Genomic DNA, 12,449 nt, shown 5'->3' with positions numbered 1-12,449 from the left:
TCACCTATCCCTTGCTGTTTAATTAATCTCCGTTGAATATGTCTGTATGAATTTGTTTACTTCACGTCTATCCGTTGTTTGCAGCATATATTCCATAGTCGCTTTATCAGAAAATAATTTCGTTAGCTGCGCCAATGCCTTTAAATGCTGTTCGTTATCCCGTGAAGCCAAAACAACTATAATTTGTACAGGTTTCCCTAATATGTCAACAGCTTCTTCCAAATGGAGCATGCTCATCCCCGTTTTTATTACCCCATCATCTGGATTCGCATGGGGGAGGGCAAAATGGTGGGATATAACAATATAAGGACCAGACCTCTTAACATTTTTAATCATTTCTATAATATAACTCTCTTGGATATATCCTTGTGTCAACAAAGGTTCAGCGGCAACCTTTATTGCCTTCTCCCAGCCTTCTACTTGCTTCTTCATCAAAATTCTTTCAGGTGGTAAAAGTTCATTTAAGTTCGGTTTCTTACTTTCATTTTCTACATTAAGAGGTGCCTGGAAATACCTTCGAAGCTCCTTAGATAAGGATTCATTATCCTCGATAGTAGCGTATCTTTGAACAATATCCAGGACTGTTTCTACAGAGTAAACTTGTTTTCTTGATGTACGATCAAACAAACTGTTTACTTTTTTCAATAGCTGCTCTTTGTCTTTATTATCCAATACAGGATTCACAACAATGACCGGGATTCCTCTTTCGGTGAGCTGGATGGTCGACACAATAAAGTCGACATTTAGATCCATTTTTTCATACTCTCTTAAGGAGGTTACCCCTACCGTTTCTACATCAGTGAAAAGCCCCTCAAGTTGACTTTCTAATAACCTCGATGTACCCAGCCCATTCGTACAAACGATAAGCATTCTCTTCCTAGTTTGTTCGAGCATCACCCCTTCCTTACGAAGCCATCCTCCAAAGTGAATTGTAATATATGCAATTTCGTTTTCATTAATGGGTTCACCAATCAAATCTTCAAAATGATGGACTACTTTTTTTGTTAGATGAAAGACCTCAAAATAATTTTGGCTAACCGAATCCCGCAAAACATTTTCTACTTCAATTCCGTATTTAATCCGGTAGTACGCAGGCTTTAAGTGTAGTAGCAAATTCTGGATCATCTGCTCTGGTTCTTGGAATTCAATTGCAGCATGTAACTGAAAAGAGGAGACCATCTTTTCTACCACCTGAAGAAGTGCTTTCATTTCCTCACTTTCCATTTGTGGCCTAAAGTTATAGTTAACTTTTGCACTAAGGAGGTACTTGGCAAAATAATAAATTTCATCAGGCGGCATTTCCGTATTTAACGAGTCGGATAAGCGGTTACAAAGGGACTTAACGCCTGCGTATTCATCAGTCGTTTTTATTACTTCCTTCTCTACTAAATCTACCTCAACAAATTTCCCTTGCTCTATTCGCTTTAAGAAAAAGTGAAACCAAACGACAATATTATTAAAAACTTCATCAGTAAACTCCACCCTAAAACGCTGCTCATGCTTCTGTAATAATTGCCTTAGTAGATGCACCAATGAGAGATCAAAGCTTAAATATGGTCTAAAAGCCTGGTCTTCTATGTTGATAGAAGAATTTTGTAAATTATACAAAATGCTGTACCAGCTTTCTTTTGGTGTAACCAAAGATAGATAATAGATCAACAGCCTTCTGATATCGTTTTCATTTCCTTTTATCGAGTACCCAGTCTTACGATCAGAATAAAAATATAACTGGTTCGTTTTCATTTCTTCTTTAAGCTTCTTAATATCATCTAGGACTGTATTTCGACTTACTTCAAAAATTTGTCTGATATCCTCTAAAAAGTAAGCCTTTTTCTCCCCAACAACATGTATATAAATCCAAGCCCTTCTTTCTACAGGAGAGAATTCGTAGTACGTCGCTCTTGATGAAGAATGTTTGGCAGTAATATCTTTTTTAGTTTGTTCATCGATATATATGCCTTGCCCTCTCACTTGCTTGACCTCTTCTAATTGATGGTCTTTAAGCCAATTATTTATTTTGTCAAGGTCACTATAAATCGTGCGCCGTGATACATTTAACAAGGTTGCAAGTTCTTGAATGGTAATGTATGAATCTTGAATCAGTAACTGATTTAATACTGCCATACTACGTTGATCCATCTTTATCCCCCTAATCAATAGTTCATAAGTAGTATGTTCTATACCTATATTTTATTAAAATATAGCCTACATAATAAGACCAAATGAACCACATCGTATTGTGCAAAGTTGTACTGAAGGTCGAGTAACCTAATAAATCTATTGAGTAATATAAAGTGAAACTTAAATCAGTAGGAGTTTTACATACGGTTCCACCGTAAATTGGAACCGTATGGCAAATAGGCTATTCCTCATTCCATAGATTAAGTAATATACAATACTAATTATATTTGATTAATTGAATTCAAAATATGATCTTTTGGTGAAATTCATTATAGGGAGAACTCTGAAATGGATGGTGTTTTGGTACTATTTATAAGTATTGCTGATTTTAAAAGCATTTAATTTTATTAACTTAGTAGTGAAAGGAAGTTATAGCAGATTTAGGAAGTATGTATGATCTTAAGCACATTCTAAATAGATCGTTATTGCGTTTTTCTTCCCACAAAAAAACACCCATTCCGGGTGTTTTTACCTTATCAGATTGAATGGTCCTTTGCAGGCGATCGCATGCTCAAACAGTATCATTTAAAAATTTAATAATATGCCCTAATACAACAGCGGGTGCTTCTTCTTGTACCAAGTGACCCGCATGTGGGATAGGTTTGAATTGGGAGCCTATTATCTTTTCGTGCAAGGTATATCCCTTTTCAATTGGGACCCACTCATCCTCTTCTCCCCATAATAATAAAGTTGGGGTGCTAATTTCGCTATACAGATGTTCAACTTCATCTGTGTAGGTTTGATTTGCTTGGGCAATCTGTCTATAAAACGCGGGTTGCCCCCTCTCGTCTAACCAGTATTGAATGATCCCCTCTTTTGTTTCCTCACTCATTTTACTATATTGTGCCCCTTCAATATAAGCTGATATGATGGACTTATGTATAAAAGAAGGTACTCCTTTAAATGCCTCTTCGTGTACATTCACATGGGAAAAGAAGGAAGAACCCCATGGTCCAATAGCAACTGGATCCATTAATATCATTTTATTGAAGGGAACTTTATTTAATAAATGTGCCCTCAAAACGGTTGTCCCACCAAAGTCATGCCCAATAATAGTTGGAGCGTCAAACTCCCAATATTGAAGCAGCTCCGTTAGAATTTCATTTTGAACACCTAATGAAACATCCTGCCCCTCTTTTTTTTCAGATTGGCCATACCCTAAAAGATCGTAATAATAAACCGTGTACCACTCACTCAAGGCAGGAACAATATGTCTCCAGTTGAATGATGACCACGGTGTTCCATGTACTAATACGAGTGGGGGTCCTTGCCCAACCACGTCAAAACGAACCGTACCATATGATGAATCAAATCGTTTTGTTAGTTCCCATTTAGTCATGTTGTTACCTCCTAAGCTGGATAATAATCCTTAAATTATGTAGAATGTGCTAACCCTTTATTCAAGGTTTCTCCCACAAACTTTACCACATTCCAATATTTCAGGACAAAATAGTGGTCTAACAGGAGCGTCAGGCCTCTAGTCTGCAAAACAGAATTATTTAAGACGATTCTCTAAAGAATCAATTGCAAGTTTAAGCGCCGTTATGCGCCGTTCATTTATTGTTTTTTGTGAACTTCCTTCTTTTGCATTTGCTATTTGTTTCTCGATTGATGGCATGACACGTTCTAGTATCTCTTTAGAAGTAATGATGACTTCTTTGTCATAAATAAACACTTCCCCATACCAGGTGCCTTTAAGGCTTTCTAAACCGACTTTTACTGCGTCGCGTCTTTTTTTGACAACCGTCGTATTTGAACCTTTTTCGGTCATGCTTTTATAAGCATTGGAAAGTTTTTTAAAAGTTGACTCCAAGGATGTAATAGACATATCTTGAATATCTTGGCTAACATTCGCCATATACAACGCACCTTTCTTTTCTAGTAATTTATTTAGGGATTACTTGTAGAAGTCTGACCCACTCGTCTCCAGACGTTTAAACCCGCCCCATTTAGTAGAGAATAGATACCTATAATCAAGGGGGAAAATCGATGAGAAAGTTATGGTTAATTGTTTGGATAATAGTACTATGCATAGGGTTATTTACAGAGAGTGTAGGAGCATTACTAGAAAAAGGACAAATATCCTTTTCAATTCAACCTAGGCCTTCTGCCGAAATGTATTTTCCTGTTTCCTCTTTGATGCAGGTGAGTGCTTTTGAGGTGATTGGCCATTCGTTAATGTTTGCTGTGTTAACTTATTTGTTTGGCAAAAATGTTCATCGATTACATATAGCCTTTCTTTTATCCGTGTCTTTTGCCATTGTCACAGAAATAGTCCAGCCTTTTTTTGGACGGGGAGCTGAATTCTTTGATCTGTTTGCTAATGTCATCGGCATCACAGCTGTTGTGCTCTTCTATGTAATTGAAAAAATATTAACAAGAGTCTCTGCTGCTTCGGTAAAACCACTTATTAGTCTACATGAAATTCCCACAATAAAAAACGACCAACATAGTTGATCGTCATATTATTGTTGCATTCATTAACAAAACTACCATAATTCATTCAAACTTTTCTTTGTAGTATTCACGTAATTCAGGTCCATTTTCTTCCCATTCTAAAGGCTGACCATGGATTAATTGACCAAGGGCATCCAAGCATCTATGCCACCCTGCTGCTGTATATTTCGCCATTGCTCGATCGTCAAACGTATGACTGAACGTCATGGTACAGCCTTGATCTGCTACCTGTATGCTTATCTCTAAAAGGTCCTCCATTTCCTTAAAACAAAACGAATACGGAGGGTTGATCTCGGTAATCTCCGCTTCATAGGTTGATCCTTCCCCATCATCAAACTTTATCTTTCCACCAACTTTAAGATCCATATCGCCAGTTGCAAATGGATACCACTGCCTGAAGTATTGAGGATCCGTTATAAATAGAAATACCTTTTCAGGAGCAATTGGATAGTGACGTTCAAAAACTAAAACAGATCTTCCTTCTTTTTCATGGAGACTGCCATCGTTATGCATGTATGCCCTCCTCTTTTCTACTGTCCCTTATCATTTTCAACGACATGTTTAAGAATCGACAACTTATTATTCTTTTCTGTACAAGCTTAGTTCTTATAAAATGATTGGACATTCTCTCCTGTTTGCTATTTTATCTTATATTATCATTATAAATCTAATACGATTATATATAGCCATTATTATATCCGTGTCTTTTGCCATTATTACAGAAGTACTACACCTTTTTTCGGGCGGGGAGCTGAGACTATAATCTTTATGCTAAATCGGCATCTCAGCTGTTGTATTTTTCTATTTAATTGAAAAAGTTTTACCAAGGGGCTTGATGTCTTCCGCTAAGTGTAACGAAATATAAAAGTATATCATTCTAACAACTCACGTATCTTCTCCGTAAGTATTACCTTTCTTGCTTCATAAAACTTTTCAAAATCCTCTATCTCCAGTGAAGTCTCCGGTGAAATCATAGCTTGTTCATAAAATGTTGTCTTTTGATCATCGTTCATATCGTTATAATAATCAACTAGTCGCATATCATTTTTGCTACCGTTACTTCTTCCTTCAAGTAAATGTAGATTCGGAAGCCTATTACGCATACTGCGCCATCTTTTCCAATCTTCTACAGAAACGGATACTGGCTTACTTTCGCTAAACCTACTATCTGGATGAAGGTGATCTTGTTCGTATTTAAAGTTCTTATTTGTCCACTCAATATTTAAATAGTAAAGAACCTCGCCACCAACTCTGCTACCTTTTTCCGAATTTAGTACATCTTCAATTTTCCCATCAGTTACCCTCAAATCATTTATTTGGTCGAGCATTTCAATTGTAATTTCATAATCAAAATTGTTTATGTTGCTCTTCATCTGTTGCAATTTACCTGTAGTGCCGGATTGGAAATAAGTAAAGAATATGGCTCTAAGTAAATATGCACGCACATCTTTGAAATTCTTGCTGTAACTGTCAGGATTAAAATAAACATAATAAATAATCGGTAACAGTACGTTCCAGCTTCTCGAAAAACGATTTACATCTATACTCATCTCTTTCAACAGGTTCTCCAAATTTATTAAAGCCTTCTTGAAGCCATTCCAATCATTCTTCAAGTCTTCTGCAATCTTTTTGTTAATATTAGATTTTACAACATCACCATACAGCATTAGTGCCGAACGGATAATAAAGTCCGTATCAAATCCCGCGTAGGAGTCAACGAGTATTTTTCCAAATTCCTTTTTGGCACTAGGCCAGTATGCTTCAAGGATGGACATTGTTATTTCTGATTTACGTAGTGCCTTCCCACCACTATTAAACCTCACAAACATTTCAAGAGCATCATCTTGTTTCATGTTTGTAATTTCAGTATATCTAACCAGTTTTTCTACAAATATCTTAATATATAACTTTTGCAAAATGTTTCGTGCGTATTCCTTGCTATCTGCCGGAACATTTACGATGGCTTCTTCTATTGCACTTTCTCTTGTCGTTTTATCTTGAAATTTCTCATCAAGAATGCTTTTTAATTCAAACTGGGTTGGACTCAATCTCCCAACTTTCTCACTAAATTTGATATCAAATTTCTTGCTATTGTATTCTTCTTCATCAACAGATATCTTGTTCTTGTTGAGTTCTATCAGAAGTTTGGTCACAATCTTATCTCCAGATTTCCTTCTAGAGTAGTTCGGACGTATATATGCTTGTCCTAACAAGGATAAAAACAAGGATGTTAACCTTTGTTGCCCATCCAATACCGCCATATTTGTTTTTTTAACATCTATGCTAGTCAACTCATAATTAACAGAATCAGCCTGTTTTCTGCTATTAAATGTAACATCTGATAAGAAATTACAAAAATAGGTGTCCCAAGAAACATTAGAGTCATCTACGTGCCAAAATAGAAATGTAGCAATAGGGTAATCCAATAAAATAGAATCCCATAGCTTTTCAATTTGCTCCGTTCCCCATACAAATTGCCTTTGAAAAGCAGGCATTACATACTTTCCTTCTTTGATGTTTTGTAAAGCCTCATATATTGAAATACCATTATCTTTTAATCTACTCATCATTGCCCCCCTTTTTATTTTTAGTACATCTTTCCTATTACCCAATTATTCTAATAGTATTTTAACATAATTATACAGTTAAAAAGCCTTACTCCTTTCAAACTAATAACCTATTATTCACTAAGAAATTTGATGTAATTTATATATCTATTGATTGAACAGATACCTTTAGACTAACTTCGACTTCGCGATCAGCGAGCAAACAGAATAACTCATAATATCGAGTAGAATATGTACGGCCCAGCTGTTTTTTCCTCTTTTAAGTTCTAGGCCATATAAATTCCTTCTTATAATATCTGGATTTCAACTTATCTAGGTCATACTCCCATTCTGAAATGGAATAGCTAAATTTTTGAAGGCCATTCTTTTGCCCTTTTCTTAATTTCACATTACTCGCGATAATATAGGCAACTTTTTTTAAGCCTAACTTTGGTACTGCATGCTGTAAGATTTCCCATCGCTTCTGTCTAGTCATGTTAGTGATCTGATATCCCATTTTTCTTAATGCACTCTTTTCGTTCAGCCCAGTGGAGTTGTTTTCTTCCTCATAACCCACTCCGCTTATTTCAGTAGAGGGCCATTTAAATAGCTTTTCTTCCTCTATTTTTTCTCTTTTCTTTTCTTTTGAATAATCAACTACATATATATATGCGGACCCTACTTTTCCTTTTATTGCTTTCAAGGTAGCTTTATTTACATAGAATTCCTTCTCATTAACATCCGTTAATACTTCTACTTGTATTGTTTTACTAATTCGCTTCATTTCTTTACTTTCAAAGACTGCTAGATGGATTATTTTTTTATGGTGTATGTCTTGTAGCTTAACATCTGGTGGTAGGTTATATGATGATAACCTTGTAATACTTCTCGTGATTTGCTTATGGGGTAATTCTTGAACCATATTTAATTTACTTTCCTTTTCATGTATCTTGGCATAAATCTTATTCAAGAATGCTTCTTTCTCAATCGATGTATATGAAGACCTATTTAATAATTGATTTAGAACAGGTGAGGTCCTTAATTTTTCCAATTGGTCACTTCTACTAAGATTTTGTCTAACAAATCGATAACATTTAATTCCCCATCTATCAGCTTTTATGAAGCTATCATATTTGGTAACTTGTTCCTTTAAGATCCTTTTGTTATCAGATATAAATGCATACCATAATAACTTCTCAAACATAATTGGATCAATTTGATCATCATACAAATTCCAATCCATGAGAATATCTGATAATAAAGAGCTGAATGCATGTCGATCAATAACTAAGTATGTATGAAGCAGTTCTAATGATAATGGTAAATGAAAGCACTCATAAATGTTTGCATCAAACTTGTGCAATAAAGGTCCCAAAACGGTTTTAATATTCTCTATCCCGCGTTCATTCGTACTAGTTGTCATTAATCTTAAGACATTATAGTAAATTTCAACTTTATGTTGGCTATATTGTATGGAGAACACACATCCTAATTGTCTCGTTACGGCAGCATTTTCAGTGATTTTGATTCTTGTATGTAGTTGCATGGCCAATAATGTTTCTGTTAGCGTTAAGGTAAGTCTAGAGTGCTCCTTGCGAAGTGCATATTCAAGCAATAAGTTAACGTTAATAAAAAGGTCATTCGTCTCCTCCCCTCGAATTGCAATATGACTCACCTTTACTAATTCAAGGAAGAAGTCTTCATCATTATTTAGCGGACCTAACCTAATGCCATAATTTTCAATTAATTCACTCAACAACTTCCCTGAATTATTCACACGTACTCCCCCATAGACAATAATATTTAGGTTAATTTTACCATAATAAAACATACCGTAGTACTTAATGAATAAAAAACACCGAGGGCTTAAATAAAATGCTCTCGTCTCTTTTTAAAACTATTACTTACTGACTAAATTTCTTAAGGTTTAATATAACTATATTTTATTTATAAATAGGCTAATAGTATTTACTTTTTATTACAAACATGTTACAAATAGATAGTATGCACTAAATTTAAGGAGGAAATACTTTGGCAAAAGAGAAAATAAAGAAACCATTCTATAAGAAAATATGGGTATGGGTTTTAGCAATTATAGTTGTTATAGCTATTGCAGGTGGCGGAGAAGAAGAAGCTGACACTGCAAACAAGTCTTCCAAGGAAAGCACCGACCAAGCTAGTGAGGTAAAAGCAGAGGAAGAATCTTCGGAACCTGCCGAGGAGGAAGTAAAAACTGCTAAAATTGGAGAGCCTTCAACCGTCGGAGACGTTACATTTACAGTAAATGGCGTAGAGGAAACCTCTGAAATCAACTCTGGTAACGAGTATGTAGATAATGCAACAACATCGGGTAAATACATTATTTTAGATTTAAACGTACAGAACGGTAAAAGTGAGGCTATTACGGTAGACTCTAGTTTCTTTAAGCTAATCGCAGACGGAACGGAGTACGAGCCTACAACCGATGGAACCGTTATGATGGCTATGGGTGATGCTATGAGCGACTTTTTCCTAACACAAATTAACCCTAACCTTGAGAAGAGCGGTAAAATAGTAATTGAAGTTGGTGCGGACGAAGAACTATCAAACATGGTACTACAAGCACAAACTGGAGTATTCGGAACTGAAATGACAGAAATCTCTTTAAGCAATTAATAAATATGGGCGAACCTTACTAGGTTTGCTCTTTTTTTGTTCACTTTTTCCCAGTATAGCTTAGACTCTTATCTTAATCCAAAAGAGATGCTGCTTAAATATTTCGTTTTTTAATCCGCTCACGCTTACAACACCGAGGACGTATCTAGACAAGCCCAAGTCCTCATAGAGTAAATACTACGAGGATAACCGGGAGAGAGACATTCTATATTATATATCATTCTATTCCTTCAAGATTCATTTCCGATTTATACTTATATAAAAACCTATGAGCTTCATCGTCACTGGCAACCCACTCCTTGTCATATCGACTGTCAGCCCAAGATGTTTTCCCTACGGCACGTATATGAAGTACTCCACCTGAAATGGTGTAAATTCTTTCTTCTTCAGAATTTCTCTCCTCAGAATAAGTCTTCCTAGTAAACCCTTCGTTTTGCTCTAAGATTTTTTGCCGTGCAGAACTTGTTAATCGCACTATATATTCCTCCTTGTAGTGTTGTTTGTATCAAATCAATTATAACTAAGTTATTGTTTACTCTATGTCTATTCTCTAGAACATTAGAAAATGACTTATAATATCAATGAGGATAGTTTGTCTATATCTGTTTGCTTAGCAAATGGATTATTAGGAAATATTCACCTGAGTAACCGAATACATCAATACTTTCAAGGTACTATGAAAAGCAAGATTGTACTCCGAATCTATGTTGGTTTCTATTTGATTGGAAAGTACAGTTTAGCATTTTTCTCCATGGTTCAGAGACCTTATCTTTCTAATAAAGTCTAGTAAATCACCTATATACTAACAGCCTATATCAAAACCTTAGGTTGAATATACAATTCCTTTTCATAACCGGATACTTTTAAATAAATGTCCCATATAAATAACTTCCAATGCTCTCCCTCGTGAGGGTTTTTTAGCATGATATCTGGCGTCATTACCTTTCTTAGTTTCTTAAAGTCAATATAATAGATTTTGTTTCCCTCCAGACGAACTGCAAGAAGTGATATGTCAGCACCATCTAATAAATCTACTTGTTTGGTGTTTAAGTCGAACCATCCTCTACCGTTTACATGTAGCTTTGATTTCGGAGTGCAAAGAACTAATTTTTTTCCATTGCTTACCCCTTCATACATGAGTTTGCTTTCTTTTGATAATGGACAATGTGCAATGATAATTTTCGCTGACTGCTTTGATTACAATGGACTTTTCAGGAATTGACATCATAAATACCCCCAAATATTGCTACTTTCTTAATATTACCATAATGGCGCGGAGACTGTACTTATCAATGTTTATGGCTTAGATCCGTCTTTAAGAATGTTAGTTAAATGGTCAGGAATGGTAAATAATCTCCATGTACTAGGTAAGGCTTTAAAACTACCATCCCTGTTAAGTGTCCCATAAAAAATTTTATTAGGTGAATGCTATGACCTACGAAGGCATAATCGTTCAGTATGATCCATAGAGGTCATATTTAACTTTTTATTATTTTTCCCCTATGACCTACTGCGTACCATGTTTCCACTTATCCTTCTGCAAACATTAACGAATCGATATTTTTTCCATTAAACATGTCGAGTATTTGAAATATTACTTTGCTATCATATAGACAGAAAGGAGGGATAACGTGTTAAAGGAACTAAACCAAGTCATTGAGTATATTGAAGAACGGTTAACGGATGATCTGTCGCTTGAAACTATTTCTGAATATGCCGGGGTTTCCGATTATCACTTTCGCAAAATATTTTTTTACCTATCCGGAATGACATTAAATGAGTATATAAAAAACAGAAGACTATCAGAGGCAAATAAGGATTTGTTGCGAGGCGAAAAAGTAACAGATGTTGCTTTCAAATATGGATATCAGTCAGTGGACGGCTTTACGAGAGCATTTAAAAAGTGGAATGGTTTTCTCCCCTCAGAAGTAATGAAAAGAGGAGTAAGCAAAACGTTTCCGAAGTTCACATTTGTCATAACAGTACGAGGAGGTACAACAATGGAATCTAGAATAGAAGATAAGCCAACATTTAATTTAGTTGGTGTAAGTAAACGTGTGCCGATGCAATTCGAAGGGGTTAATAACGCGATTGTGGAGCTTGCGAAGAGCATTACAGACGAACAAAAAGAGGAAATGCATTCCCTGCAAAATATCGAACCCTATGAAATCGTGAATGCTTCCTATGATGCGGATGCTCAATTTCTAAAAGAGGAGGGTGATTTAACGCACTTGATCGGTGTATTAACAACGGAAGATAACGTCAGTGATCACTTAGATAAAGTTACCGTTGATGCCTGTACGTGGGCGATATTTCCTAATGAAGGGCCGTTTCCATCAACACTACAAGAGACCATGGCAAAGACCTATTCAGAATGGCTCCCCTCTTCCGATTATGAAGTGATCCCAGCTCCTACCTTTTCGTTTACTAAAATGGATGAAAAGAAAGCGGATTACGCGTATAGTGAAGTCTGGATTCCTGTGAGGAAAAGATAAACGTAAGGACTTACAAGGGATGTAGAGCAACGCTGATATGGTGGCGTTGCTCTTTTTAAAATGCTTGAAGAAATGATTATAAAAATCTTACCCCTTTGCAGTCCAGTTACATTTA

11 protein-coding genes are annotated in these 12,449 nt (G+C 35.7%); 3 read left to right on the top strand and 8 right to left on the bottom strand.

Annotation, left to right across the window (positions count from 1 at the left end):
* Nucleotides 1-18 precede the first annotated feature (18 nt).
* The 3 genes from K3T81_RS03680 to K3T81_RS03670 form a co-directional block, all read right to left on the bottom strand.
* Nucleotides 19-2,139 (bottom strand): BglG family transcription antiterminator, encoded by a 2,121-nt coding sequence (locus K3T81_RS03680; RefSeq protein ID WP_238018324.1) that lies wholly within the window; start codon nucleotides 2,137-2,139, stop codon nucleotides 19-21.
* 553 nt (nucleotides 2,140-2,692) lie between these two features.
* Nucleotides 2,693-3,520 (bottom strand): alpha/beta fold hydrolase, encoded by an 828-nt coding sequence (locus K3T81_RS03675; RefSeq protein ID WP_238018323.1) that lies wholly within the window; start codon nucleotides 3,518-3,520, stop codon nucleotides 2,693-2,695.
* A 156-nt stretch (nucleotides 3,521-3,676) separates the two neighbouring features.
* Nucleotides 3,677-4,039, bottom strand: a complete 363-nt coding sequence (locus K3T81_RS03670; protein ID WP_238018322.1) for a hypothetical protein — start codon at nucleotides 4,037-4,039, stop codon at nucleotides 3,677-3,679.
* Between the two features lie 131 nt (nucleotides 4,040-4,170).
* Here K3T81_RS03670 and K3T81_RS03665 point away from each other — a divergent pair, with 131 nt between their 5' ends.
* Entirely contained in the window at nucleotides 4,171-4,638 is a 468-nt protein-coding gene (locus tag K3T81_RS03665) for a VanZ family protein (RefSeq protein WP_238018321.1), read from the top strand.
* A 42-nt stretch (nucleotides 4,639-4,680) separates the two neighbouring features.
* On the opposite strand, the gene K3T81_RS03660 is transcribed toward K3T81_RS03665, so the two are convergent.
* From K3T81_RS03660 to K3T81_RS03650, 3 genes are all read right to left on the bottom strand, one after another.
* Entirely contained in the window at nucleotides 4,681-5,151 is a 471-nt protein-coding gene (locus tag K3T81_RS03660; RefSeq protein WP_238018320.1) for an SRPBCC family protein, read from the bottom strand.
* 359 nt (nucleotides 5,152-5,510) lie between these two features.
* Nucleotides 5,511-7,205 carry a DUF262 domain-containing protein gene (locus K3T81_RS03655; protein WP_238018318.1) on the bottom strand — a complete coding sequence of 565 codons (1,695 nt, stop codon included), beginning with the start codon at nucleotides 7,203-7,205 and terminating at the stop codon, nucleotides 5,511-5,513.
* Nucleotides 7,206-7,464: 259 nt separating this feature from the next.
* Nucleotides 7,465-8,961, bottom strand: coding sequence for a hypothetical protein (locus K3T81_RS03650; RefSeq protein WP_238018316.1), 1,497 nt, complete (start codon nucleotides 8,959-8,961; stop codon nucleotides 7,465-7,467).
* A 254-nt stretch (nucleotides 8,962-9,215) separates the two neighbouring features.
* On the opposite strand from K3T81_RS03650, the gene K3T81_RS03645 reads away from it, so the two are divergent.
* Nucleotides 9,216-9,839 (top strand): DUF4352 domain-containing protein, encoded by a 624-nt coding sequence (locus tag K3T81_RS03645; protein WP_238018314.1) that lies wholly within the window; start codon nucleotides 9,216-9,218, stop codon nucleotides 9,837-9,839.
* Nucleotides 9,840-10,056: 217 nt separating this feature from the next.
* On the opposite strand, the gene K3T81_RS03640 is transcribed toward K3T81_RS03645, so the two are convergent.
* Together K3T81_RS03640 and K3T81_RS03635 are read right to left on the bottom strand one after the other, a co-directional pair.
* Nucleotides 10,057-10,314 (bottom strand): hypothetical protein, encoded by a 258-nt coding sequence (locus K3T81_RS03640; protein ID WP_238018312.1) that lies wholly within the window; start codon nucleotides 10,312-10,314, stop codon nucleotides 10,057-10,059.
* Nucleotides 10,315-10,649: 335 nt separating this feature from the next.
* On the bottom strand, nucleotides 10,650-10,976 hold the full coding sequence (locus K3T81_RS03635; RefSeq protein WP_238018310.1) for a hypothetical protein: 327 nt from the start codon (nucleotides 10,974-10,976) through the stop codon (nucleotides 10,650-10,652).
* A gap of 494 nt (nucleotides 10,977-11,470) precedes the next feature.
* Here K3T81_RS03635 and K3T81_RS03630 point away from each other — a divergent pair, with 494 nt between their 5' ends.
* Entirely contained in the window at nucleotides 11,471-12,334 is an 864-nt protein-coding gene (locus K3T81_RS03630) for an AraC family transcriptional regulator (RefSeq protein ID WP_238018309.1), read from the top strand.
* Nucleotides 12,335-12,449: the final 115 nt, after the last annotated feature.

Origin of the sequence: Oceanobacillus jordanicus (assembly GCF_022095695.1) — a bacterium.
GTDB classification, from domain to species: Bacteria; Bacillota; Bacilli; order Bacillales; family Amphibacillaceae; genus Oceanobacillus_B; species Oceanobacillus_B jordanicus.
This window is presented reverse-complemented; position numbering and strand designations above follow the sequence as displayed.